This is a genomic window from Actinomadura vinacea (genome assembly GCF_039532545.1).
Classification (GTDB): Bacteria; Actinomycetota; Actinomycetes; order Streptosporangiales; family Streptosporangiaceae; genus Spirillospora; species Spirillospora vinacea.
The window spans coordinates 14214-39118 of the sequence record NZ_BAAARW010000003.1; the positions used below are offsets into that span (position 1 = coordinate 14214).

The window sequence follows — 24905 nt, forward strand, 5'->3', positions numbered from 1 at the left end:
ATGCTGTGCAGCCAGCCGGATCGATCGCACAGGCCCCCGGCGACATCCTGATCAAGTCAGACGATCGCTCCCCTCCAGCAAGGAGTTCCCGTGCCCCTCCGGGATGAAAAATCATCGCGCACCGACGCCCCGCGGCCTTCCAAGCGCCGGCGGCCCCGGTTCGCACTGGCCGCCCTGAGCGGCGTCGTTCTGGCCGGCACGCTGACCGCGCTTTCGGCGAATTCCGCCCATGCCGGTGCGCCGCCCGCGCTCGCGGCGAATTCCACGCGCACACCGGCAACGGCCGATCGCGTGCAGCAGAGCCTCGACAAGCTCGTCCAGAGCGAATACCCCGGCGCCCTCGCCGCGGTGCGGGGACGCGACGGGCGGACCCGCCACTACACCGCCGGCGTGGGCGACGTGAAGACGAAGGCCAAGGTGCCCGTCAACGGACGAGTGCGCATTGCCAGCAACACCAAGATGTTCACGGCGACGGTCGTCCTGCAGCTGGTGGGCGAGGGCAAGGTCGAGCTCGACGCGCCGATCGAGAAGTACCTGCCGAACCTCGTCCGCGGCGACGGCATCGACGGCCGGAAGATCACCGTCCGGCAGATCCTGCAGCACACCAGCGGCCTGGCCGACTACGACGAGGAGATCATGCAGGGCTTCCCGGAGTCGCGGCACACCTATTACGAGCCGCGCGAACTGCTCGACGTCGGCATGGGGAAGAAGGCCCTGTTCGCTCCCGGCAAGGGGTGGAGCTACAGCAACACCAACTACATCCTGGCCGGCCTGCTCATCCAGAAGGTCACCGGGCGCCCCGTCGCCGAAGAGATCACCAGGCGGGTCATCGACCGCGCCGGGCTGCGGCAGACGTACTGGCCCGCCGTCGGCGACCAGACCATCCGCGGCCCGCACCCGAAGGGCTACTTCGCCGCCAAGCCCGGCGAGCCGTGGGTCGACGTCACCGACATCGACCCGTCCACCGCCTGGGCCGCCGGGCAGCTCATCAGCACCCCGAGCGACGTCAACGCCTTCCTCACCTCGCTGCTGGGCGGCGGGCTGCTCAAGCCGCGGCAGCTGGAGCAGATGAAGACCACCGTCGCCGCGCCCGACTTCGACGTCACCGGCGGGGCACGCTACGGGCTCGGCATCGGCACGTTCAAGCTGAGCTGCGGCGGCTTCGCCTGGACGCACGGCGGCAACGCCCCCGGCTACAGCACCATGAACGCCGTGACCGGCGACGGACGGGCGGCCACCGTCGCCGTCACCGCCCTTCCCACGTCGCTGCCCGCCGCCCAGCACCACGCGGCCGCCCTCGACACCGCCCTCTGCGCCGGCTGAGACGTGCCGATGACCCCCGGCGGACTCGTCCCCGACGAGTCCGCCGGGGGTTTCGGCTGACCGCCCGCAATGCGGGCGGCGACTGGGGAGCCCCCGCCGCCCGGAGGCAGCGCGCCGGACTCGCCGCCGCCGACCGCGGGCCGGCGTGTCCTCTCCCGAGGATCTGTACGAGCCGTTCCGCAGTGGGCCCGTGGTCTGCCGGGGGACGCCCATGGGCAATGATGGCTGGTAATGGATTCTGGTCTGCCGAGAGTGCGGCGCAGTCCGGCGACGGTACGGGCGCTGGTACTGGAGGCCGCGCGGGAGCTGTTCGCCGAGCAGGGATACGCGCAGGTCTCCACGCGGGAGATCGCGCGGCGGGCAGGTGTCACGCAGGCGCAGGTTTTCCGGCACTTCGGCTCCAAGGCCGTGTTGTTCGTGGAGGCCGCTTACCGGCCGTTCGGCGACTTCGTCACCGACTACGTGCACCGCTGGGCCGAGCAAGGGCACGGCGCGAACACCTCCGCCCACGACACAGAGGTCTTCGTCGGCGGTCTGTATCGGCTCCTGCGGGAGAACCACGGGCTGCTGGGAGCGATGGCGGGTTCGGCGGCGGGGGACGCGCCTGAACTGGCCGCCGCGACGGCGCAGTTCTTGCGTGCGGTCTTCGACCGGCTGGAAGGCGAGGTCGCGCTCGAGAGCGGGGCCAAAGGCAGCAAGTCCATGGACCCGGCCTACGCGGTGCGGTTCTCCTTCGCGCTGGTCTTCGGCGTGTCAGTGCTCGACCAGGCGCTGTTCCCGCTCGACGGCCGGCCGAGCCAGGCGCGGACCGTCGAGGAGATGGCCGGCTTCATCCTGCGCGGAGCGTCGATCCCAGAGTCCTGAATCGTCGATCGCGTCGTCCTGCCCGTGCCCGGCGAGGTACGGCAGCAGCCGGTTCCCGATCAGTGCCAGGTCGACGGGATGGACCGTCCCGCGCGTGCGTGACCGCCGCGCCTCGGCGCAGGCTCTCGGAAGATAGCAGCGATATCTTGACGATCCCACCCTCGGGTGGCAGTGTGACCTAGCAAGAAATAATTCAGCTATTTCAGATCTTTTGCTGGTCTGGTTGCCCTCGCCGGCCGCCGATCACCTTTCCGGTCCGCTGGGCCCCGGCGGCACCGCGGCACATGACGGGAGACTCAGCATGAGCGGAAGGCTGGACGGCAAGGTCGTCCTCATCACCGGCGCCGGCTCCGGCCTGGGACGGGAGAGCGCGCTGCTGTTCGCCGCCGAAGGCGCGGCGGTGGTGGTCACCGATCTGATCCCCGACCGCGTCGACCGCGTCGTCGAAGAGGTGCGGGCCGCCGGCGGGCAGGCCGTCGGCGCCAAAGCCGACGTCCGCGAGGCGCCGGACAGCGCCGACGCCGTGGCCCTGGCCGTGGACGCCTTCGGGCGGCTGGACGCGCTGATGTGCTCGGCGGGGGTGCCCGAGGAAGGGTTCGGCACGCTGGCGTTCGAGGACATCAGCGTCGAGGGCTTCACCTCGATGCTGGCCACCAACCTGACCGGCGTGTTCCTGGCCGCGCGGGCCGCGGTTCCGGTGATGAAACGGCAACGGCGCGGCACGATCCTCGCCGTCTCCTCCATGGCCGGCTTCGTGGCCTACCCGGGTTTCCCCGGCTACGCCGCCGCGAAGCACGGCGTCAACGGGCTGGTGAAGGGCATGTCGCTGTCACTCGGCGGCTATGGCATCCGCGCCAACGCGCTGTGCCCGGCGCACGGGATGAGCGTCAACTTCGCGATGCCGCCCAGCGCCGAGGTGCTCGGCAAAAGCTATGAGCAGATGGAGCCGTGGGATCCCGCCGCGACCTCGATCCCCCTGAAGCTGGACCGCCCGCCGAGCCTGCGTGACAACGCCAACGCCGCGCTGTTCCTGGTGTCGGACGAATCGGCCTACATCTCCGGCGTGTGCCTGCCGGCGACCGACGGCGGCAACCTGGCCCGCACATCGATCATCTTCCCCGGCGATCTCGGCGGAGAGGCCGGCGTGCTCCCCCCGCGCCTGTCCGACGAGATCGGCGAAAGGTGATCACGATGGGGTCGGAAAGATTCGACACACGGCTGTCGGCCCTGATGCCGGCCGTGCGCGAGATGCCGTCCCCGCAGCGGCTCTACAGGGACAAGGCGACGCTCCGGTTCGAGCGCGTGGACGGCGTGCTCCACCTCTACCGGCACGGCGACATCATCACGATCAACCGGCACCCGGCCGTCCTGGGCCCAGGCGGGCGCGGCGGGACCTTCGCCACCGACTCGCCGCTCATCCCGCTGGAGATCGACGGGGACGCGCACGCGATGTGGCGCCGCCTCCTGGACCCGCTGTTCGCGCCCAAGCGGGTCAAGCTGCTGGAGGACGCGGTCCGCGGCCTGGCGCGGGAACTCGTCACCGGGTTCATCGCCAAGGGGGAGGTGGAGCTCTACTCGGAGTTCTGCGTGCCCCTGCCCTGTCTGACCTTCCAGCGGGCACACAACTCCGAGGAGGACTGAATGGTTACCGTGGACGTCGCGTTGCACCAGCGCAAGGCGGCCGAGGACCTGCCGAAGCCGCGGCTGATCATCGGAGGCGAGGACGTCTTCGAGGGGAGCGGGGGTGTTTACGGGCACGTCAACCCGGCCACCGGCTTGGAGCAGATGGGCGTCCCGCTCGCGGGAGCGCAGGAGGTCGCCCGGGCGGTGCGGGCGGCGCGGCGCGCGTTCGACGAGGTGTGGGGGCCGATGCGTCCGGCCGAGCGGCGCCGCCTCCTCACCCGGTTCGCGGAACTGATCCGCGAGAACATCGACTCCTTCGCCGCGATCTGCCCGCTGGAGAACGGGGTCTGCGTCGGCGGATGGGTCGAAGGCGTCGGCCCGCACGTCGCGGAGTGGACCGAGTACTACGCCGGATGGGCCGACAAGATCGAAGGGACCGTCGGCGCGGCCTACAGCCCGAACGAGCACGTGGAATACACGATCGCCGAGCCGTACGGCGTGATCGGCCACATCATCACCTGGAACTCGCCGGCCCTGTCGCTGGCGATGAAGGTGCCGGCGTCGCTGGCCGCGGGCAACACCGTCGTGATCAAGCCGGCGGAGAGCACCCCCTTCTCCGCCATGCTGTTCACCGACCTCGCCCGGCGGGCGGGCATCCCGGACGGAGTGATCAACATCGTCACCGGGCTCGCCGACGCCGGAGAGGCCCTGGTCACCCACCCGGGCATCGACAAGATCTCCTTCACGGGCGGTCCCGGCACGGCGCGGCACATCATGGCCTCCGCGGCTCGCAGCCTCAAGCCGGTGGTCTTCGAGCTGGGCGGGAAGTCGGCGAACCTGCTGTTCGCCGACACCGACCTGGACGCCGTCGTCCCGTACTGCGCCGCCTTCTCCATGAGCAACTCGGGCCAGGGGTGCGCGCTCCCGACCCGTCTGCTGGTCGAGCGCTCCATCTACGACGAGGTCGTGGAACGCACGGTGGGCGTGGTGGCGTCCCTCAAGGTCGGGGACCCCCTCGACGCCGGCACCTACATCGGCCCGCTGATCAACGCCGCCGCGCGGGACCGAATTCGGACCGCGGTCGAGAAGGCCGTCGCCGAGAACGCCGGCCGGCTGGTGTTCGGCGGTGAGCGCATCGAGTCCGACGGCTACTTCGTGGCCCCGGCCGTCTTCGCGGACGTCGACAACAGCAGCGAACTGGCCCAGCTCGAGCTGTTCGGCCCCGTCCTGGCCATCACGCCGTTCGACACCGAGGACGAGGCCGTGGCGCTGGCCAACGACAGCCAGTACGGGCTGTCGGCCTACATCCAGTCACCCGACATCGAGCGGGTCAACCGTCTCGTCCCGCGACTGAAGGCCGGAACGGTCTTCGTCAACCCGGGACCCAACCCGATCACGTGCGCCGGCACCCCCTTCGGCGGGGTGGGGATCAGCGGGTTCGGCCGTGAAGGCGGCAGGGCAGGGCTGAACGAGTTCCTCCACATCAAGGGCGTCGGCGTCAGGCGTTCCTGAAAGGAGAGAACAACTGTGCGCATTCGCTTCGATCGTGAACGCCGCGCCGGACGCGCCCAGTGCGCCGCGCACGGTCGCAGAACGCCGATCGGCTGCGAATCACCGGCCGTGTCTTGATGCACGCCGCAGAGCACCACCACCGGCCGATCGGGTGCTCCGTGCCCGGTGACGCTGCCACCAGTGCCGGAGTGATGGCCGTGAACGGTGCTGCCTACCGCCGCGCGTTTGAGCAGTTCGCCCGGTCCGCAGGCGCAGGTGGGCCCGTCGACCTCTACCGGGAATTGGTGCCCTGGTTGCTTGGCCACGACCATCCGGTTCACGTGTGGGACATCGCCTGTCCCGCACCCGATCTGGGCACCCCCGAACGACTCCAGTGGCTCGGTCTTCCGTCCGGCGATAGTTGAGAGAGCTCACCGTGCGACTCACCGATCTGCACATTCGGCACTTCCACGACACCGGCTACCTGCTGGTCCCACATGCCGTCCCCGTCGCGTTGTGCGAGCGGCTCATCGCGTTCATCCGGCAGGAGACCCGGCGAGAGAACCCGCCAGCCGGCAAGCTCCACCGCTTCCACGACCGGGCGCCTGCCCTGGTCCGTGACGTGATCGCCGGCCCTGCGCTGGTGGGGGCTCTAACGCGCCTGCTCGGCCCGAACGTCGTGTGTGTCACCAATCGGCACAACCATGCCGGCCTCAACCCGCCGGGCGCTGCGATCGTCCGCTACCACCGGGACATCCTGCAGCCCACCCGCGGCCTGGTCACCGCCATCCTCTACCTACAGGAATCCACCTCGCCAACGGCTGCACACACCTGATCCCCGGTTCTCACCGGCTGCCGAGTGTTGGCGTTCCGCAACGTGACGGGGGCGGCACCTGGATGGACGAGCACCCGGTTCTCGACGGCTTCGCCCACCAGGGCCTGCCCGTCCCTGCCGCCGCCGGTGACGTACTGCTGTTCGACGCCCTGACCTTCCATACCCCCGGCGCCAATCACAGCCATGCCGACCGGCCGAGCCTCACCCTGGGCTACCGTGCCGTTGACGAACTCGACCGCCGCGCCGCCCCACCCGATCAAGTACTGGTGGCTGGCAGCAATCTTTACCGCGGAAACAGCTGCTGGAGGCGCTGATGCCTGGTCCGGCATTGCTCGTCAACGGGATCCCCGGGGCAGGCAAGACCACGCTGGCGCGCGCCCTGTCACAGCGACTTGGCCTGCCCCTGATCAGCAAGGACGTGATCAAAGAAGCGCACGCCGATGTGCTGGGCTGCCAACCCGGCGACGGCGGGTCCCAGCGGGCCTGGAGCCGGAAGCTGGGCGTGGCGGCCAGTGAGACGATGTGGTCGCTGCTGGGCGATTCGCCCTGCGGGGCGGTGCTGGAGTCGGTCTGGTCGGCTGAGTCCGCTCCCTTCGTCCTCGCCGGCCTGCGCCGTGTGGGGGCCGAGTGGCCCATGGAGATCTGGTGCCAGGTACCGGCCGCGACGGCCCGTGCCCGATTCGAACAGCGTGGGTCAGATCGGCATGCCATTCACGGCCAGACCGACGCCGCCTGGCAGGACGACTGGGCGAAAGCCCAGCCTCTCGGGCAGTTCCCGCTGCTGCGAGTGGACACGACCCGGCCGGTAGCGCTTGCCTCCGTCATTGCCTGGATCAGTCAGAATCGTGCAGAGTGATCACACATTTTTGTCAGGAGCGGCCGGTGTAGGCGGCGCTGCCCCAGGATCTCCTGGTAGCTCTCTTCCCAGATCATCGACGTCCTCGCCATGAACGAACACCGCGTGCGCCTGTGGGAGAGCCCGCTCGGTGGGGCTCGTCACCCGGCTTCGCCCTTGCCGGGCGGTCGGTCCTGCTCGGTGACCCAGGTGGCGATCTGAGCGCGGCAGGTGAAGCCCAGCTTGGAAAGGATGTGTTCGACGTGTGCTTCCGCCGTGCGCTGTGCGATGACGAGTTCGGCGGCGATCTGCTTGTTGGACATGCCCCCGGCGATCAGCGCGGCGACCTCCACCTCGCGCCTGGTCAGCGTGCCGGCGGACGCCTGCGCGGACGGCGCGCCGGCGCTGGGCGGCGCGAAAGCGTCCGCGCCCAGCGCGTCAGTGATGAGTTCCGGCTGTGCCAGCTGCGCGCCTTGCTGTGAGATGGCCGTGAACGCCGCATCCCCGAGCGCCTTGCGGCAGTCGGTTTCGCACTGCCGGGACCAGTCGAGGAACCTCTGTGCCCCGAACAACGGGTGGTCGATCGGCTCGCGCATGCGGGCCGCGGCGCCGTACAGCACGGCCGCGCGTTTCCAGTCGCCCTCGGTGCCGGCGACCAGGGACAGCATCTCGAGGCAGTACATGATGCCCAACTGGTCGTCGAGGTCCGCCTTCTCCCGCAGCGCTTCGATCAGCGGCTCCCTGGCCTTGGCCGGTACTCCCGCCATCCACCACATGACGCCGACGCCCCACCCGATACAGGACAACATCCAGCGGTCACCCAGTGACGCGCCGAGGGAACGGGCTTCGGCGACCAGTTCCATCGCCTCGTCCATCCGCCCCTGCCGGGAGGCGGCGTCGGCGCACAACGCGAAGATCAGCAAGGCGAACGCGGTCCAGTCACCCGAAGCGCGATGGCGGGCCAGCACCTGATCCAGCAACGGCAGCGCCGCGTCCAGCTCACCGGACCACAGGAGCACGCCGGCGAAGCACTGGGTGGCGTAGGTCAGTGCGGTCTCGTCGCCCAGTTGCCCGGCCAGCTCGCGGCTCTCCTCATCCAGCCTCAGGGAGGTGGTGCAGTTGCCCTGGAGATGGGCGATGAAGCCGTTGACCCACAGCGCTCTGGCCCGCTCGGAACTCGGCGCGGTGTCCAGTGCGAGGAGGCGGTCCAGCCACCGTCGGCCATCGCGGACGAAGCCACAGGCGAACCAGTAGTACCAGAACCCTGTCGCCAGCCGCAGTCCCGCCCTGGCCTCACCGGGCGTCGTGCAGCAGTAGTCCAGCGCGGCCCAGATGTCGGCGCGGTCCGCCCTCGCCCGTCCGGCCAGCTCGGCCTGGCGGGGACCGGAGGCGTCAATGTCCGTCTGCTCCGCCAGCCGCAGATAGTGGTCACGGTGCCGCCTGCGCAGGATGGCTTCCTCGCCGCGTTCGGCGAGCCGCTCCTGCCCGAACTCGCGGATCGTCTCCAGCATCCGGTACCGGACCCGCAGGCCGTGTTCCACCCGGGTCAGGACGGACTTGTCCACCAGCCCCGCCACGGACGACAGCACCTGATCCGCGGGCAGCTCGTCGTCCGAGCACACCGCCTCGGCCGCGTCCAGGTCGAACTCCCCGGCGAACACCGAGCACCTCGCCCACAGCGTCCGCTCGGACGGCGTGCACAGGTCGAAGCTCCACTCGACGGCGGCGCGCAGCGTGCGATGCCGCGCCGCGGCGAGGGGGGCGCGCGCGGCCAGCAGCCGGAAACGGTCATCGAGCCGCGCCAGGATCTGCTCCACCGACATCACGCGCATCCGCCCCGCGGCCAGCTCGATCGCCAACGGCAGACCGTCCAGCCGCTGGCACAGCCGGGCCACGTCCGTCACGTTGTTCTCGTCGACGGCGAAGCTCGGCGCCACGGCCGCGGCCCGCTCTCCGAACAAGGTGATCGCCTCGTGCGCGGCATCCGGCCCGGTGGACGAGGTCCCGTCCGGCCGGTTCACCGTCGGCAGCGACAGCGGCGGCACCGGCCAGACCCGTTCCGCGCCGATGCCCAGCGGCTCGCGGCTCGTGGCCAGAACCCGAAGCCCCGGCGCGGCCGACAGCAGCCTGTCCACCAGGTGGCCACAGGCGTTCAGCAGGTGCTCGCAGTTGTCGAGGACCAGCAGCATCCGCCGGTTCGCCAGGCCGTTCAGCAGGACGGTCTCGGCGTCGAGGTTCGAATGGTCGATCAGCTCCAGTGCCGCGGCCACGGCGCTGGGCACCAGCGTCGGCTCCGTGATCCCGGCCAACTCGATCAGGACGGCGCCGTCCGGGAAGGCCCGCCGCACCCGACGGGCGACCCGCAACGCCAGGCGGGACTTGCCCACGCCGGCGGGCCCGGTCAGCGTCACCAGCCTGGCCCTGGACAGGGCAAGCCTCAGCTCGCCCACCGCTTGGCGACGGCCCACAAAGCTCGTCACCTCATACGGAAGGCGGTCTACCTTCAGCTCAGCCTGTTGCACCATGACCTGCACCTACTCACCGATCCTACTACCGGATATCTACGTAAAACCTTCGCCAAAATGAGTAAGAAGCACGTCATAATTCGCAGCGCCGATTCGTCCGAGCGACCCCCAGTCCGGCGCCGGGGGAGCTCGGAAAGGCCGCCGCCGGCATTCCCGAGCAGGCATCTGCTCAGCGCTAAATGTCTGTGACACAGAGTTCATGGCTCTGTCGCTCTTTCGGTGGCGTGTCGGCTAAAATGGCATACTGGCCGGAAGTTGATCATTCTGAGTGAATGGCCGTTATTTACCGTTCGTAAGTATTTCGACGCAGATAGTCGGCATCCGCGTCGAGGGCGGTGAACTCGTGGCGGAGGGCCCGACCGGAGGTTTCGGCGATCTCCCGGGCGGCATCGTGAATCCCTGGGACCGGCAGGTGTCCCACGGCGACCTGTCCTTCACCGACAAAAAGCTGTACAAGCTGTCTTTCGACGCCCGGGCCACCCGCAACGTCACGATCGCTGCGACCGTCAACACCTTTACCGACGGCCAGTACATCCCCCGCTGGGAGCGTCCCATCACGCTGACGACCGGCATGCGGCACTTCGAGCTTCCCGTCGCAGTCTACGGAACCGGCACCCGCACATTCAGTTTCAACGTGGGAACGTACGACGTCTCCTACACCCTGCACCTCGACAACGTCTCCCTGACGCCCGTACCAGAAAGCTGACCCCAGCTCTCAAGGGGCAGCCGCTCGACTCCGTTAAAACGCGCACTCGCGAGACTTCGGCCGGATCACGTTCCTGCTGCGGCTCCGCGACACCGCCTGAACTGACCACGAGCGTTCACCAGGGCTGCTGTGCTCTTAGGGTGCGTCGAAGCCGGCCCCGGTCAGCACGGTTCGGCCTTGGGGGGAGAGCACCAGTTGGAGGAACTGCTTGGCCAGGTCGGGTTGGGGGGCCTTGGTCAGAGTGGCGATGGGGTAGTCGTTGATGGCTTGGGCGGATTCAGGGAAGTCGATGCTGTGGACTTTGGCGCCGGCGGCTTTGACGTCGGTGCGGTAGACGAGGGCGGCGTCGGCCTCGCCTAGGGTGACCTTGTTCAGGGCGCCCTTGACGTCCTGTTCCAGCGACACCGGCTTGACCCTGACGTTGGCGGCGGCCAGGGCTTTCTGGGCGGCCGCGCCGCAGGGGACCTTCTGGGCGCAGAGCACCACTTTCGCCTTCGGGTCGGCCAGGCCCTTGATTCCGGTGATCTTGGCGGGGTTGTCGGCGGGGGTGGCGATCTGGAGCCGGTTGCGCACGAAGGTCTGGGGTTGCCCGTTGGCCAGGCGGGCGTCGGTGACGGGTTTCATGGTGGCGGGGCTGGCTGCGGCGAAAACGTCGACCGGGGCGCCCTGGGTGATCTGCTGGGCCAGGGTGGAACTGCCGCCGAAGTTGAAGCGGACCTTCACTCCCGGATGTGAGCCTTCGAAGCTCTTGCCGAGCGCGGTGAACGACTCGGTCAGGGACGCGGCGGCGAAGACCGTGACCGTCTTGTTTCCCCCAGAACCGGTGTCGCCGCAGCTGGTGAGTGCGGTGGCGAGCAGGGCCAGGCCGGTGACCCCGATGCTCAGGCGAACCTTCGGCCGGGTCGCCAGACGGGCCGCGAGGTCTTTGGAGGGCATGGTGACTCCTTGGGCACGGGGAGAGCCAGGCGGGTGCGCTCAGGTGGGGTCGGGTGGGGTGGGGCGTTCGACGACGACGTTGGTGGACTTGATCACTGCTTCGGCGAGCACGCCGACCTGCAGGCCGAGTTGGTCGGCCGCCTCCCGGCTCATCAGCGACATCACCCGGTAGGGGCCGGTGGCGATCTCCACTTGGGCCATCACCTGGTCCCGGACGACCTCGGTCACGATCCCGCGCAGCCGGTTGCGTGCCGAGGAGGTGGTGTTGCGGTCCTGCCCGGAGGTGAGCTGGGATCGGGCGAAGGCGGCCAGGTCCACGCCCTCGACCACGCGCCGCCCTGCTTCGTCGCGATGTGCGGGCAGCCGCCCGGCGTCGATCCAGCGGCGCACGGTATCGGGGCTGACTCCCAGCACCGCCGCCATCTCGTTGATCCGGTACGTCGCCACGTCTGTCACCTTCCCGCAGAAGCAATCTGTTAAGCCGATCTGGCATCGCATCTGCCCTGCAATTCGCTTGAGAAGGGCGGTAGATGCGTGACCTTATCTGGCAGTGGGTCGTGCTGGGTGGTCCACCCCCCGTGCTCATGGACGAGCTGATGCCGACCCTCCTCTCAGTCGGCGCCCCCACCCGACGGCGCAGGGTGTGCACAGGTGCACTTGCTCGGAGAATTGGACCATCCGGCAGCGTTGCCTGTCGCCGATCTCCGGCGGGGTACGTGTGCGCGCGCCGGGGACACCAGCCGCACACCTAAGACCGGGTCCGCCGTCGCTCACCCAAGCTGGAGGTGCCCACCGCTACGACCCTCATGCTCGGGTGCAGGCGGCAGGTCCGTCGCGCCTGGGAAGGCGGATCGGGCTGGGGTGAGGGTGCCCCGTTCGAGGGCGGTCTCCTGGGCGGCGATCTCCTTCGCCGGACGGTCGCAGCAGGCCGAGGTGAGCTGTTCCGGTGGCGGCTGGGCGACCCGGCTCTCCCGGGTCGCGCCGCACCCGGAGCACGTGAAGTCGACGAGGATCTGGCCCATGGGTCGAATTATTGCCATAGATGGTGGGCAGGAACAAGGATGGAGCACCGCTGATCACCTCTGGTCGGAGCGTTGCTCGCGGGCTGACCTGCGAAAATGATGATCTCCGAGTAGAGGGTTGCTTCTAATCTATTTATCCGCATAAACTCGCCGCACCCCGAGGAACGCAGGGAGGCGGCACAGTCGATGTGGGACTTCGAGACCGAACCCGGCTACCAGGAGAAGCTGGATTGGGCGGATCGGTTCATGCGCGAGCACGTCGAGCCCGTGCAGTACGTGATCAACCACCCGCTCGATCTGGCCGACCCGGTCCGGCAGGAGCTCGTCCCGCCGCTGCAGGAAGAGGTGCGGCGCAACGGCCTCTGGGCCTGCCACCTCGGCCCTGAGCTCGGCGGCCCCGGCTACGGCCAGGTCAAGCTCGGTCTGCTCAACGAGATCCTCGGCCGGACGGGCCCCGGACCCACGATCGGCCCGGTGGTCTTCGGCTGCGCGGCCCCCGACACCGGCAACACCGAGATCCTCGCCCATTACGGCACTCCCGAGCAGAAGGAGCGGTATCTCGGGCCGCTGCTGGACGGGACGATGTTCTCGGCCTTCTCGATGACCGAGCCGCAGGGCGGGTCCGATCCCAAGGTGTTCACCACCACCGCCCGCCTCGATGGCGACGAGTGGGTGCTGGACGGCGAGAAGTGGTTCTCCTCGAACGCGCGCTGGGCGTCGGTCCTGTTCGTGCTGGCCGTCACCGACCCGGATGCCCAGGCGTCCCGGCGGATGTCGATGTTCCTGGTCCCCGCTGGCACCCCGGGTGTGGAGTTCGTGCGGCACGTGGGCGTCGCCGGGTGGGTCGAGGGTGAGGGAGGCGGCGACCACTCCTACATCCGCTACCGCGAGGTGCGGCTGCCGCGGGACGCGCTGCTCGGCGAGCGCGGATCCGGGTTCAAGGTCGCGCAGACCCGCCTGGCGGGCGGCCGGATCCACCACGCGATGCGCAGCGTCGGGCACATGCGCATGGCGCTGGAGGCGATGTGCGAGCGCGCGGTCTCCCGCGTCACCGACGGCGAGCGGCTCGGTCGCAAGCAGCTCGTCCAGGACATGGTCGCCGAGGCGTGGATGGAGATCGAGCAGCTGCGCCTGTTCGTCCTGCACACCGCCTGGAAGATCGACAAGTACGACGACCACCGCCGCGTGCGGCGCGACATCTCGGCCGTCAAGGTGATGGCCTCGCGGGTGCTCACGGACGTGGCCACCAAGGCGGTGCAGCTGCACGGCGCGCTCGGCCTCTCCGACGAGATGCCGTTCGTGGCGATGCTGGTCAACGGGCTGCACGTCGGGCTCGCCGACGGCCCGTCCGAGATCCACCGGCTGCTGATCGGCCGCGAGCTGCTCGCCGAGGCCGAGCCCGCCGAGGGGCTGTTCCCCTCCGGGCACCTGCCCGCGCGGCGCGCTCTGGCCGCCGAACGTTACGCCGCCACGCTCGCGGCGCACGGAAGGAGCATCGCGTGACAGCGGAAGCGGGCCGCGCCCGGCGCCGCCTCGCCCAGGGCGCGAAGGCCGACGCACTGCAGTCGTCGCTCACCGCGGTCGATCCGCGGCTGGCCGGGTGGGCGGACGAGTTCATCTTCGGCGATGTCTGGGAGGACGAGGACCTCGACCACGAGGCCAAGATGCTCGTCGCGATCACGGCGCTGGCCGCCACCGGCAAGGTCGGGCAGCTGCGCAACTACCTGCACGGCGCGCTGCAGTCGGGCGTCCCGGAGCCGCGCCTGCGGGCCGCGCTGCGCATGCTCGTCGTCTACGTGGGCTTCCCGACCGCCATCGCGGCGATGGACGAGCTGCGCCAGGTCGCGGACCGGGAGGAGTACCGGTGAGCTCCGTCGCCGACCGGCATGGCGGCGTGCTCCGCGCCTGGCTGGAGGAGCGGCGCGAGGCGCTCGACCCGTTCCGCCGCCCATGCGGCATCGAGGACGACCGCCGTCTCATGCGGATCCTCTTCGACGCGGGCTGGTCGCGGTGGGGCTGGCCGGAGCAGGCGGGCGGGCTCGGCGGGTCCGCGGTGCTGCGGGCCGTTCTGTACGACGAGCTGGCCGCCGCGGGCGTGCGGATTCCGGAACCGTTCGTGCTGCTGGAGACGCTCGGGCCGGTGCTCACCCGGTACGCGCCCGAGCTGGCCGGCCGGCACCTGACCGACTACCTCTCCGGAGAGCGGCTCTGGGGCCAGGGGTTCTCCGAGGCCGAGGCCGGCAGCGACCTGGCGAGCGTGCGCACGAGGGCCCGGCAGGACGGCGACGGGTTCGTCCTCAACGGGCACAAGCTGTGGACGACCCTCGGCCAGTTCGCCCGGTGGGCCGCTGTGCTGGCCCGCACCGGCGCACTCGACAGCGGGCATCGCGGACTGTCGCTGCTGTGGGTGGACCTGACGGCGCCCGGCGTGACGGTGCGTCCGATCCGTGCCGCGAACGGCCGGGACGAGTTCGCCGAGATGTACTTCGACGACGTCCGCGTGCCGGCCGGCCATCTGATCGGCGGAGTCGACGAGGGCTGGGCCGTCGCGATGTACCTGCTGCAGTTCGAGCGCGGCACGTACGCCTGGCTGCGGCAGGCGGTCCTGCACCACCGGATCGGCACGATCGCGGCGACGGCACCCGAGGGAGCCGGCCGGACGCGGCTCGCCTCCCTCGGCCGCGCGCATCTGGCGGCGACGGCGCTGCGGGCCAAGTCGCGCGGGACCGTCCACCGGCTGGCGGCGGGCCTGAACCCGGGGCCGCTGATCTCGGTGGACAAGCTGCTGTTGTCGCGGGCCGAGCACGCCGTGTTCGACGCGGCGCGCCGCCTGCGCTGGGCCGACCTGGCGCTCTCGGACGACGAGGAGGCGGCGGCGCTGCGCGCGGAGTGGTTCTGCAGCCGCGCGTCCTCGATCTTCGGCGGCGCCGCCGAGGTGCAGCGCGACATCGTCGCGGACCACGTGCTCGCGCTGCCCAAGGGGGACCGCCGTGGACGCTGACGAGATCGCCCTGCTCGCCGAGACGGCCGAGCACGTGTTCGCGGGCGACGACCCGGAGCGGATGGTCGCCGAGCTGGCCGAGGCGGGGATCGGCGATCCGGTCGCGGACCCTGCCGTCGCCGCCGCGCTGCTGGGCACGCAGGGCCGCGTCGTGGGCCGCTCGACGCTGCTCGACCTGGCGCTGGCGGGCGACGATCACGCCGGCGGCGTCCGGGTGGTGCTTCCGCTGCCCGGAACCTGGCGGCCGCCCGGTTCGCGGGACGGCGGCGCGATCGATGTCGACGGCATCGTGCTGATCCCGGAGAAGGCCACCCGGTATCTGGTGCACACGGGATCCCACGTGGTGCCGGTGGCCCCGGAGGCCCTGCACGGCGGGCCGGTGGAGGGCTTCGATCCGGGTCTCGGCGCGCACCGAGTGATCGGAACGCTCCCATCCGGTGCCGCGGCGGAACGGGCATGGCATCGGGTGGTCGGCACCGGCCGCCGGGCGATCGCGCACGAGCTCGCCGGCGCCGGGCAGCGCGCCTTGGACCTCGCGATCGAGTACGTCGGCACCCGGCACCAGTTCGGGCGGCCGATCGCGGCGGCGCAGGCCGTCCGCCACCGGCTCGTGGACGCGCACGTCGGGCTGGAGGCCGCGCGGGCCGCGCTCGACGCGATCCCCGCCGACCCCGGCGGCGAACTCGGGGCGCTCACCGTGAAGGCCCTGGCCGGACGGGCCGCGCTCGCGGCGGTGGCCGCCGCCCAGCAGCTGTGCGGCGCGATGGGCTTCACCGCCGAGCATCCGCTGCACGCCGTGGTCCGACGCGCGTACCTGCTCGATTCGCTGTTCGGCTGCGCCGAGGACCTGGAACCGGAGATCGGAGCGCTGCTCGCCGCGCGCGGAGCCCGATCCGCGCCGCTCGTGGCGCTCTAGGAGGGAGATCGATGCGCAACGTTGTCGTGGCGGGGGTGGGCATCCATCCGTTCGGCCGGTTCGAGTACGGCTACCGGGAGATGGGCGCCTACGCCGCGCAGGAGGCGCTGGCCGACGCGGGCGTCCCCATCGAGGACGTCGAGATGGTCCTGGTGGCCAATGTCGGCGCCGAGATGGCCAAGGGGCACAACCTCGTCAACCGGCTGCGGTACCTGAGCAAGCCGGTGATCAACGTGGAGGCGGCGTGCGCCTCCAGCGGGTCGGCGCTGGCGCTGGCGTCATCGCTGATCGAGTCCGGCTCGCACGGTGTGGTGCTGTGCGTGGGCGTCGAGAAGGCGGCCCGCGGCTTCATTCCCGAGTCGGGCTTCGAGCGGTGGCAGATCGAGACCGGGCTCGGCGTGAACCCGCTGTACTTCGCCGTCCAGGCGCAGGAGCTGCTGCGGGACACCGACGCGACCGTCGAGGACCTCGCCGACGTCTCGGTGAAGAACCACCGGCACGCGGTGCACAACCCGAACGCCATGTACCGCAAGGAGGTCTCCCGGGAGGAGGTGCTGGCCAGCCGGGACGTGTGCCCGCCGCTGCGGCTGCTGATGCTGTGCGCCCCCAACGAGGGCGCCGCCGCGACCGTTCTGATGAGCGCGGACGAGGCGCGCCGCAGAGGCGTCGGGGACCCGGTGCGGCTGGCGGCGGTCGGGCTGGTCTCGCGGGGCCCGGACGACTGGTTCGTGCCCGCGCCGTCCTTCCAGGCCGAGCGCACGAACCTGACCGCCCGCGCGATGGCGCTCGCCGCCGAGCAGGGCGGGATCGGCGCGACGGACGTGGACCTGGTCGAGTGCCAGGACACCGACGCGGCCTCCGAACTGCTGGCCTACCGCGAGCTCGGGCTTTGCGAGCACGGGGAGGAGGCGCGGCTGCTGCGCTCGGGTGACACGGCGCTCGGCGGGCGGATTCCCGTCAACGTGTCGGGCGGCCTTTTGTCCAAGGGGGAGCCGCTGGGCGCCTCCGGGCTGGGCCAGCTGCACGAGCTGGTCACACAGGTACGGGGGCGCGCGGGCGCCCGTCAGGTCGAGGGCGCGCGTACCGGGCTCGGGCACGTGATGGGCGCCGGTCACAACGCGTGCGTGGTGGTGGTTCAGCGATGACGATGTCCTTCGAGCCCGTGGACCTGCTCCAGGAGGCGGAGCGGTTCGTCCTGGCCGCGCCCGGCGAGCCGACCGCGCTGATCGCCTCGCGCTGCCCCGCCTGTGGCCGGACGGCGTTCCCGCGTGCCGTGTGCTGCCCGGCGTGCGGCGCGGCGCCCGAAACGGTGGAGCTGCGCGGACCGGCCGTGCTGGACGTCCGGACCGCGGTGCTGAGCCCGCCGCCCGGCGCGCTCGTCCTGGCCCCGTACGACGTGGGCGTCGCGCGGTTCCCCGACGCGGGCCTGTGCGTCATCGGCCTGCTCGCCGGGCCGGCCGAACAGGGCGACGCCGTGGACGTGGTGGCGCACGCCTACCACGAGGACAGGCTCACCTTCGCCTTCCGGCGCCACCCCGAGTGACCTTCAGTGACCTTCCGACACCTACTGAACGAGGAGCGGAGATGACGGCGACCCTGCCGGAGACCGGAACCGACGTCCTGGCCGACATCAAGATCATTGATGCCGACGCGCACCTGACCGAGCCCGCCGACCTGTGGACCTCGCGGGTGCCGGCGTCCAGGCGCGACCGGGTGCCGGTGCAGAAGACCATCGACGGCATCACCGCCTGGTACCTGCACGACGAGCTGTGGGCCAGCACCGGCGGCAACACGATCTCGACCGGCCGGGAGAAGATCCTCGGCTCGCACGTGGTCCAGCCGTTCGAGCGGGTGGACGTGTCGGCGTGGTCGGTGCGCGAGCGCCTGGAGCTGCTGGACTCGATGGGGATCTACGGGCAGATCCTCTACCCGAACGGCATCGGCTTCGCCTCCAACCACATCTTCGCCATCGAGGACGAGGCCGAGCGCGCCGAGATCCTGCGGATCTACAACGACTTCCTGGCCGAGTCGCAGGAGGAGTCGGGCGGCCGGCTGTTCCCGCAGGCGCTGCTGCCCATCTGGGACATGGACCTGACGGTCAAGGAGATGACGCGCCTGGTCGACAAGGGCATGCGCGGCTTCACCCTGTCGGACAAGCCGGAGCTGCTCGGCCTGCCGGAACTGATCGACCCGTACTTCACGCCGATGTGGGACGTGTTCAACGAGGCCCGGCTCGTCGCCAACTTCCACATCGGGGCCGGTGCGCGCCGCGAGGAGATGGAGGCGATGCGCGGCAACATCGGGCAGAAGGCGCCGAACACGTCCGGCCCCGGTGTGCCGTCCGTGGCGCCGCCGGCGTGGAAGTACTACGGCAAGCAGCGGCGGCTGGCCGTCGGCGCGACGCAGATGTACATGAGCAACGTCCGCATCATCGTCAACCTCTGCATGAGCGACCTGTTCGACCGCCACCCCAACCTCAAGATCGTCTCCGCGGAGAGCGGCATCGGCTGGATCCCGTTCATCCTGGAGGCGATGGAGTTCCAGTTCGACGAGATGGTCACCGACCCCGCCGAGCTGGCGCTGGCGCGGCGGCGGCCGACCGAGTACTTCCGCGACCACCTCTACGTCATGTGGTGGTTCGAGCAGGTCGCCCCGGCCAAGCTGATCCACGACATCGGCGTGGAGAACGTGCTCGTCGAGACCGACGTCCCGCACCCGACCTGCCTGTACCCGGGGCCGCGCGAGCACTTCACCCGCGTCATGGGCGGGCTGGACGCGCGCTCCCAGCGGCGCGTCCTGCAGGACAACGCCGCCGAGCTCTACCGGATCGAGCTCCCGTGACGGCGCGGGCGGGCGCCGGCCAGCTGGCCGGTGTGAAGGTCGTCGAGCTGGCCCACGTCATCGCGGGCCCGCTCGCCGGCACGCTGCTGGCCGACCTCGGCGCGGACGTCGTGCACGTCGAGGCGCCCGGCACCGGCGACACCGCCCGGCGGCAGGGACCGGCGAAGGACGGGGTGCACCTGTGGTGGAAGGTCGCCGGGCGCAACAAGCGCTCGGTGACCCTCGACCTGCGCACCGCGGCGGGCCGCGACCTGGCGCGCGAGCTGGTGGCCTGGGCCGATGTGCTGATCACCAACATGCGGCCGGACACGCTGCGCGGCTGGGGGCTGGACTGGGAGACGCTGCACGCGGCGCACCCGCGGCTGGTCATGCTGCAGATCACCGGCAACGGCGCGTCCACGAGCGTGGCGAACGAGCCGGGGTTCGGCAAGGTCGGCGAGGCGCGCAGCGGCGTGGTGCACCTGACCGGGTTCCCGGACGGCCCGCCGGTGCACACCGGGTTCTCGCACGGCGACAGCGTGACCGCGCTGATGGGCGCGTACGGCATCTGCGCCGCGCTCGTCCGGCGGCACGAGCCGGACTTCACCGGCGAGTGGATCGACCTGGCGCTGTTCGAGCCGCTGTTCCGGCTGATCGAGTGGCAGGTCATCGTCGCCGACCAGCTCGGCGTGACGCCGGCGCGGGCCGGGAACCAGCTCGCGGTCGCGCCCGCGGCGGTGGTCAACACCTTCCACAGCGCGGACGAGGTGTGGATCACCGTGACGTCCGGGACGCCGCGGTCGGTGCGCAACATCGCCGTCCTGCTGGGCGAGCCGGCGGCGGAGTACGCGACCGTCGAGCAGCAGACCGCCCGCAAGGAGCGGCTGGACACGCTGCTGCGCGCGTGGATCGGGGCGCGGAACGCCGCGGACGCGCTGGCGGAGATGACCGCGGCCGAGGTGACCGCCTCGCGGGTCTACACCGCCGCCGACATCCTCGCCGACCCGGTCTACGCCGAGCGCGAGGACATCGTCGAGGTGGACGATCCCGAGCTGGGCCCGGTCCGGATGCAGGCCGTCGTCCCCCGGATGGCGGAGCGGCCCGGGCGGGTGTGGCGCACCGGCCCGGACCTTGGCGAGGACAACGGCCTCGTGCTCGGCGAATGGCTCGGGCACAGCGCCGAAGAGATCGAGAAGTTCCGCGCGGCGAAGGTGATCTGATGACCACGAGCGGGCCCGGGCGGCACGACTATCGCGCGCTGCGCAGCATCCTGGAGACGCCCATCCTGGACGACCGCAAGTGGGGCAAGCTGCCGGGCATCCCGGCGGACGCGGTCTTCCTCGACCTGGAGGACTCCGTTGCCCCGGCGGGAAAGGAGGAGGCGCGCGAGCGCGCGGTGCGGGCGCTGCGCGAGCGCGCGTTCGACGGGACGAAGCTGCTGCTGCCCCGGCCGAACCACCTCACCACCCCCTGGGGCGCCGACGACATCGAGGCGCTGGCCGGGTGCCGGCCGGACTGCGTCGTCTACCCCAAGATCTCGTCGGCCGACGACGTCCGCGAGGTGCAGGAGCTGTTCCGCGGTCACGGCGCCGACCCGGACATCTTCGCGATCATCGAGACCAGCCGGTCGGTGCTGGAACTGCGGGACATCGCGACGGTGCCGGGCGTGGTCGGCCTGATGTCGGGTCCCGGCGACATCAGCGTCGACGCGGGGGTGCCGCTGTACGAGCCGGACGGCGCCCTCAACGGGATCTTCCACGTGACCAAGACGCTGACCGCGCTGGCCGGCGCCGCCTACGGGCTCGCGACCACCGACATCGCCTACGCCCACGACATCCGGGACCTGGCCGTGATCCGCGACCGGGTGCGCGCGTCGCGGCGCATGGGGTTCACCGCGATGACCACGTTCTATCCGCCGCACGTCGACATCATCAACGACGAGTTCACACCGGGCGAGGAGGAGCGGCGGGCCGCGCGGGAGTGCGTCGCCGCCTACGAGGAGGTGCTGGCCGGGAACCGGGCGGCGGCGCTCTCCCCGGACGGCGAGCCGATCCTGGTGCACGACTACGAGAAGGCCCGCAGCCTGCTCGCGAGGGCCGAGCGGTGAGCCGCGCGGCAGCCGTCCGGGCCGACCTGCGCCTGCTCATCGACGGGCAGGCCGTGCGCGGCGAGGGCGAACCGCTGCACGTCGTGAACCCCGCCACCGAGGACGAGTGCGCCGTGGTGGCGGGCGCCTCGCCGGAGCAGGTGGCGGCCGCGGTCGAGGCGGCGGCCGCGGCCTTCGGCGAAGGGCCCTGGGGATCGCCCGAAGAACGCGCGGGCGCGCTCGAACGCCTCGCCGACGGGATCGAGCGGCGGCATCGCGAGCTGGTCGAGGCGATCGTGACCGAGGTCGGCTCCCCGGTCGCCCTCGCCGAGTCGCTCCAGGTCGCCGTCCCGGCCGCGCACCTGCGCCACTACGCCAAGCTGGCGCTGGAGGACAGGACGGAGCGGCTGCCGCCGGATCCCGGGCCGCCCGGCTCGGCGAGCATCGTGGCCTACCGCCCGGTGGGCGTCGTCGCGGCGATCGCCGCCTACAACTACCCGCTGCTGCTCGCGGTGCACAAGCTCGGCGCCGCCCTCGCCGCCGGCTGCACCGCCGTGCTGCTGCCGTCGCCGCGCACCCCGATCGCGACCCTGCTGTTCGGGGAGGCCGTCCGCGCCGCCGGGCTGCCGGCGGGGGTCGTGAACGTCCTGGCCGGCGGCGCGGAGGCGGCCCGGGCGCTGACCGAGCACCCGCGCGTCGACAAGATCGCGTTCACCGGATCCGAGGCGGTCGGCACGCAGGTGATGCGGCAGGCCGCCGCCGGGACGCGCGGGGTCGTCCTCGAACTGGGCGGCAAGTCGGCGGCGCTCATCGCCCCGGACGCCGACCTCGCGGCGGTCGTGCCGGGCATCCACTTCCGGTACGCGCGCAACGGCGGCCAGGCGTGCGCCGCGCCGACCCGGCTGCTCGTCCCGGAGTCCGCCTGGGACGACTTCGCCGCCATCAGCGAGGCCGCCTACCGCGACCTGCGCGTCGGCGACCCGTGGTCGGCGGACGTCACCGTCGGCCCGATGATCAGCGCCGCGCACCGCGACCGGGTCGAGCGGTTCGTGGCCGACGCCGTCGCCGGCGGCGCGCGGATCATCGCCGGCGGCGGCCGGCCGCCGGTCGAGCGCGGCTGGTTCACCAACCCGGTCCTGCTCGCCGGTGCCGCGCCGGGCTCCCCGGTGGCGCAGGAAGAGATCTTCGGCCCGGTCGCGGTGGCCTTCCCCTACCGCGACCTGGACGAGGCGGTCGCGCTGGCCAACGGCACCCGGTACGGCCTGCACGCCTACGTCTACACCGCCGACACCGAGTCCGGCGTCGCGCTGGCCGCCCGGCTGCGCAGCGGATCGGTGTCGGTCAACGGCGGCGGCGCGTTCCGGCCGGACGCCCCCATGGGCGGATTCGGGGCCAGCGGCGTCGGGCGCGAGCTCGGCCGCTGGGGAGTCCACGAATACCTCGAACCTCAGCACGTCCAGTGGGCCCGGTAGCGAGGGCCCGTCCACCCACCCCCAGGGATCGAAAGGAAGATCCATGAAGACGCGTGCGGCCTTGCTCTGGGAGGCACCGGGCAAGTGGGACGTCCGGGAGGTCGACCTCGACCCGCCCCGTGACGGCGAGGTCCTGGTCAAGATGATGGCCAGCGGGCTGTGCCATTCCGACGACCACTTCGCCCAGGGCGACATCCTGTTCCACAACTATCCGGCCTGCGGCGGGCACGAGGGCGCCGGCATCGTCGAGGCCGTCGGGCCGAACGTCACCCGGGTGAAGCCCGGTGACCACGTCGTCGCCTCGTTCATCCCGTCCTGCGGGCACTGCCGGATGTGCACCGGCGGCCACCAGAACATCTGCGACAACGGCGCGCTGATCACCGTCGGCACGCAGCTCGACGGCACGTTCCGGATGCACGCCGACGGCCGGGGCGTGGCCCAGAACGCGTGCGTCTCGACGTTCTCGGAGTGGACGGTGATGCCGGAGGTCTCGGCCACCAAGATCCGCAAGGACGTCCCGTTCGACGTGGCCGCGATCGCCGGCTGCTCGGTGCCCACCGGGTGGGGCTCGGCGGTCCGCGCCGCCGAGATCGAGCCCGGCGACGTGGTGATCGTCATGGGCACCGGCGGCATCGGCATGAACGCCGTGCAGGGCGCCCGCCACGTCGGCGCGGAGCGCGTCATCGCGGTCGATCCCGTGGACGCCAAGCGGGCACTCGCCCTCGAACTCGGCGCCACCGACGCGTTCGCGCACATCGACGAGGCCGCCGAACTGGCCCGCGGCGTCACCAACGGGCAGGGCAGCGACGCCACGATCCTCAGCGTCGGGGTCGTCACCGGCGAGCACATCGGCCAGGCCTTCTCGACCATTCGCAAAGGCGGCACGCTGGTCCTCACCAGCGCGGCCAGCCACGAGCTGACCGACATCCCGATCCCCGCACTGGACCTCACCATGCACCAGAAACGCATCCAGGGCGCGCTGTTCGGGATGGGCGCCCCCGCCCGGGAGATCCCGCTGATGCTCGACCTGTACGAACGAGGCTCGATCAAGCTGGACGAGCTGATCACCCGTCGCTACCCGCTGGACCAGATCAACGAGGCGTACGCCGACATGCACGCCGGCCGCAACATCCGCGGCGTGGTCACCTTCGGAGGCGGCGATGCCTGACCGGGCTGGCGCCGCGGTCTGGATCGCCCACGATCCGACGCACTGGGAGCGGTTCCGAGGCAAGGACGGGCTGCTGACATGAGGGAACGGGCGTGGCGACGCGCCGTCGCGTGCGCCGCCGTCGCGGCATGCTTCCCGGCCGGCGGGTGCGGCACCGGCGGGAGCGACGGCTATCGGGTCGGGTTCACCACCGACCTTTCCGGCAAGTACGCGCTGAACGGCGTCGGCCAGCGCGACGGGTTCAAGGCCTACTTCGACCTCCTCAACGCCGAGGGCGGCATCAACGGCCGCAAGGTCGAGGTGACCTACCTCGACGACGGGGGCGAGGTCGGCCGCGGCTCGGCCAACGTGGCCCGGCTCGCCGCCTCGCCGGACACCTCCGCGATCGGCGGGCTGCTGGTGAGCAACGGCTGCGGGGCCGCCGCGCCGCGCGCGACCCGGCTGCGGGTGCCGCTCGTGTGCAGCGCGGTGGCCGACGACCTGCTGCGGCCGGTGTCGCCGTACGTGTTCGCCGCCCGGACGTCGCAGGGCAACCAGGCCGCCCCGATGATCCGGTTCGCCGGGACGCTCGTCCGCGCCGCCAAGCCGCGGATCGCGATCATCTACTTCGCGTCCGCGGCCAGCGCCAACCTGGAGAAGAACCTCCGGGCGTCGGCGCAGAAGCGCGGCTGGCAGGTCGTGGCCGACGAGAGCGTCCCGCTGACCGCGACCGACGTGAGCGCGCAGACCGCGCGCATCGTCGCCGCCAAGCCGGACATCGTCGTCGGAGCGCTGTACGACCCGCTCGCGATCCTGTTCCTGCGCAACATGGCCGCCCGCCAGGTGCGGGTGCCGTTCGTCAACTACGACGGCACCACGGCCGCGGGCAGCCTGCTGCCGCTCAAGAACCCGGACTACTACGGCCTGTCCAACGCGGCGATGAGCGGTGACGGGACCGGCGCGGGCGTGCGGCGGTTCGCGCGCGCGATGCAGCGCAACGGCAAGCCCGCGACCACCGCCTACGCCAACATCGGCTACCTGCAGGCGGCCGAGATCGCCGAAGGGCTGCGCGTCTGCGGCCACCCGTGCCCGGGGGCGAAGATGCGGCACGCCCTGGAGAACCTGAGGTTCGACTCCGGCGGGTTCGCCAGCGGGCCGGTCGGCTTCTCGCCAGATGATCACGAGGGTGTGCGCGCGGTCAGCTTCTACGCCTGGGATCCGCGTGCCAAGGCGCTGCGCGAAGTCGCGTCGAACGTGCCGGCGGGCGGGGGCCCCGGGGCATAGCCGGACAGCGGGCGGCCCC

25 protein-coding genes are annotated in these 24905 nt (G+C 71.2%); 21 read left to right on the forward strand and 4 right to left on the reverse strand.

Annotated features, from left to right (window positions below):
* Positions 1 to 90 precede the first annotated feature (90 nt).
* The 8 genes from ABD340_RS04530 to ABD340_RS04565 all read left to right on the forward strand — a co-directional run bounded on the left by ABD340_RS04530 (position 91) and on the right by ABD340_RS04565 (position 6992).
* Entirely contained in the window at positions 91 to 1323 is a 1233-nt protein-coding gene (locus tag ABD340_RS04530; protein ID WP_344587162.1) for a serine hydrolase domain-containing protein, read from the forward strand.
* 231 nt (positions 1324 to 1554) lie between these two features.
* Positions 1555 to 2187 (forward strand): TetR/AcrR family transcriptional regulator, encoded by a 633-nt coding sequence (locus ABD340_RS04535; RefSeq protein WP_344587163.1) that lies wholly within the window; start codon positions 1555 to 1557, stop codon positions 2185 to 2187.
* A gap of 301 nt (positions 2188 to 2488) precedes the next feature.
* Positions 2489 to 3373 carry an SDR family NAD(P)-dependent oxidoreductase gene (locus ABD340_RS04540; protein ID WP_344587164.1) on the forward strand — a complete coding sequence of 295 codons (885 nt, stop codon included), beginning with the start codon at positions 2489 to 2491 and terminating at the stop codon, positions 3371 to 3373.
* A gap of 5 nt (positions 3374 to 3378) precedes the next feature.
* Complete coding sequence (locus ABD340_RS04545) at positions 3379 to 3828, forward strand: cytochrome P450 family protein (protein WP_344587165.1); 450 nt, start codon at positions 3379 to 3381, stop codon at positions 3826 to 3828.
* Positions 3829 to 5322, forward strand: a complete 1494-nt coding sequence (locus ABD340_RS04550) for an aldehyde dehydrogenase family protein (RefSeq protein WP_344587166.1) — start codon at positions 3829 to 3831, stop codon at positions 5320 to 5322.
* A gap of 415 nt (positions 5323 to 5737) precedes the next feature.
* Positions 5738 to 6136: a phytanoyl-CoA dioxygenase family protein gene (locus ABD340_RS04555; protein WP_344587459.1), complete on the forward strand. Its 399-nt coding sequence runs from the start codon at positions 5738 to 5740 to the stop codon at positions 6134 to 6136.
* A 17-nt stretch (positions 6137 to 6153) separates the two neighbouring features.
* Positions 6154 to 6450, forward strand: coding sequence for a phytanoyl-CoA dioxygenase family protein (locus ABD340_RS04560; protein WP_344587456.1), 297 nt, complete (start codon positions 6154 to 6156; stop codon positions 6448 to 6450).
* Positions 6450 to 6992: a P-loop nucleotide/nucleoside kinase family protein gene (locus ABD340_RS04565; protein WP_344587167.1), complete on the forward strand. Its 543-nt coding sequence runs from the start codon at positions 6450 to 6452 to the stop codon at positions 6990 to 6992. The genes ABD340_RS04560 and ABD340_RS04565 overlap by 1 nt, the downstream gene beginning before the upstream one ends.
* Before the next feature lie 140 nt (positions 6993 to 7132).
* Here the strand turns inward: ABD340_RS04565 and ABD340_RS04570 are convergent, their stop codons facing one another.
* A complete protein-coding gene (locus tag ABD340_RS04570; RefSeq protein ID WP_344587168.1) occupies positions 7133 to 9439 on the reverse strand; it encodes an ATP-binding protein in 2307 nt (768 codons plus the stop codon).
* Between the two features lie 325 nt (positions 9440 to 9764).
* Here ABD340_RS04570 and ABD340_RS04575 point away from each other — a divergent pair, with 325 nt between their 5' ends.
* Positions 9765 to 10202 carry a hypothetical protein gene (locus ABD340_RS04575; protein ID WP_344587169.1) on the forward strand — a complete coding sequence of 146 codons (438 nt, stop codon included), beginning with the start codon at positions 9765 to 9767 and terminating at the stop codon, positions 10200 to 10202.
* 135 nt (positions 10203 to 10337) lie between these two features.
* Here the strand turns inward: ABD340_RS04575 and modA are convergent, their stop codons facing one another.
* The 3 genes from modA to ABD340_RS04590 all read right to left on the reverse strand — a co-directional run bounded on the left by modA (position 10338) and on the right by ABD340_RS04590 (position 12160).
* A complete protein-coding gene (modA, locus tag ABD340_RS04580; protein WP_344587170.1) occupies positions 10338 to 11138 on the reverse strand; it encodes a molybdate ABC transporter substrate-binding protein in 801 nt (266 codons plus the stop codon).
* 39 nt (positions 11139 to 11177) lie between these two features.
* Positions 11178 to 11585 carry a TOBE domain-containing protein gene (locus ABD340_RS04585; protein ID WP_344587171.1) on the reverse strand — a complete coding sequence of 136 codons (408 nt, stop codon included), beginning with the start codon at positions 11583 to 11585 and terminating at the stop codon, positions 11178 to 11180.
* Between the two features lie 323 nt (positions 11586 to 11908).
* Entirely contained in the window at positions 11909 to 12160 is a 252-nt protein-coding gene (locus tag ABD340_RS04590) for a hypothetical protein (protein ID WP_344587172.1), read from the reverse strand.
* A gap of 186 nt (positions 12161 to 12346) precedes the next feature.
* Here ABD340_RS04590 and ABD340_RS04595 point away from each other — a divergent pair, with 186 nt between their 5' ends.
* The 12 genes from ABD340_RS04595 to ABD340_RS04650 all read left to right on the forward strand — a co-directional run bounded on the left by ABD340_RS04595 (position 12347) and on the right by ABD340_RS04650 (position 24886).
* A complete protein-coding gene (locus ABD340_RS04595; protein ID WP_344587173.1) occupies positions 12347 to 13663 on the forward strand; it encodes an acyl-CoA dehydrogenase family protein in 1317 nt (438 codons plus the stop codon).
* The gene (locus tag ABD340_RS04600; RefSeq protein ID WP_344587174.1) at positions 13660 to 14028 is read left to right on the forward strand and encodes a carboxymuconolactone decarboxylase family protein; all 369 of its coding nucleotides are present in this window, start codon (positions 13660 to 13662) and stop codon (positions 14026 to 14028) included. The genes ABD340_RS04595 and ABD340_RS04600 overlap by 4 nt, the downstream gene beginning before the upstream one ends.
* Positions 14025 to 15161: an acyl-CoA dehydrogenase family protein gene (locus tag ABD340_RS04605; protein ID WP_344587175.1), complete on the forward strand. Its 1137-nt coding sequence runs from the start codon at positions 14025 to 14027 to the stop codon at positions 15159 to 15161. Before ABD340_RS04600 ends, ABD340_RS04605 begins: the two co-directional genes overlap by 4 nt.
* A complete protein-coding gene (locus ABD340_RS04610) occupies positions 15151 to 16077 on the forward strand; it encodes an acyl-CoA dehydrogenase family protein (RefSeq protein WP_344587176.1) in 927 nt (308 codons plus the stop codon). Before ABD340_RS04605 ends, ABD340_RS04610 begins: the two co-directional genes overlap by 11 nt.
* A gap of 11 nt (positions 16078 to 16088) precedes the next feature.
* A complete protein-coding gene (locus ABD340_RS04615) occupies positions 16089 to 17222 on the forward strand; it encodes a thiolase family protein (protein WP_344587177.1) in 1134 nt (377 codons plus the stop codon).
* On the forward strand, positions 17219 to 17620 hold the full coding sequence (locus tag ABD340_RS04620; RefSeq protein WP_344587178.1) for a Zn-ribbon domain-containing OB-fold protein: 402 nt from the start codon (positions 17219 to 17221) through the stop codon (positions 17618 to 17620). The genes ABD340_RS04615 and ABD340_RS04620 overlap by 4 nt, the downstream gene beginning before the upstream one ends.
* A 41-nt stretch (positions 17621 to 17661) precedes the next feature.
* The gene (locus ABD340_RS04625) at positions 17662 to 18918 is read left to right on the forward strand and encodes an amidohydrolase family protein (RefSeq protein ID WP_344587179.1); all 1257 of its coding nucleotides are present in this window, start codon (positions 17662 to 17664) and stop codon (positions 18916 to 18918) included.
* Positions 18915 to 20117 (forward strand): CaiB/BaiF CoA transferase family protein, encoded by a 1203-nt coding sequence (locus ABD340_RS04630; protein ID WP_344587180.1) that lies wholly within the window; start codon positions 18915 to 18917, stop codon positions 20115 to 20117. Before ABD340_RS04625 ends, ABD340_RS04630 begins: the two co-directional genes overlap by 4 nt.
* A complete protein-coding gene (locus ABD340_RS04635; protein WP_344587181.1) occupies positions 20117 to 21004 on the forward strand; it encodes an HpcH/HpaI aldolase/citrate lyase family protein in 888 nt (295 codons plus the stop codon). The genes ABD340_RS04630 and ABD340_RS04635 overlap by 1 nt, the downstream gene beginning before the upstream one ends.
* The gene (locus tag ABD340_RS04640) at positions 21001 to 22455 is read left to right on the forward strand and encodes an aldehyde dehydrogenase family protein (RefSeq protein ID WP_344587182.1); all 1455 of its coding nucleotides are present in this window, start codon (positions 21001 to 21003) and stop codon (positions 22453 to 22455) included. The genes ABD340_RS04635 and ABD340_RS04640 overlap by 4 nt, the downstream gene beginning before the upstream one ends.
* Positions 22456 to 22498: 43 nt before the next feature.
* Positions 22499 to 23623, forward strand: a complete 1125-nt coding sequence (locus ABD340_RS04645; RefSeq protein WP_344587183.1) for an NDMA-dependent alcohol dehydrogenase — start codon at positions 22499 to 22501, stop codon at positions 23621 to 23623.
* Between the two features lie 78 nt (positions 23624 to 23701).
* Complete coding sequence (locus tag ABD340_RS04650; protein WP_344587184.1) at positions 23702 to 24886, forward strand: ABC transporter substrate-binding protein; 1185 nt, start codon at positions 23702 to 23704, stop codon at positions 24884 to 24886.
* Positions 24887 to 24905: the final 19 nt, after the last annotated feature.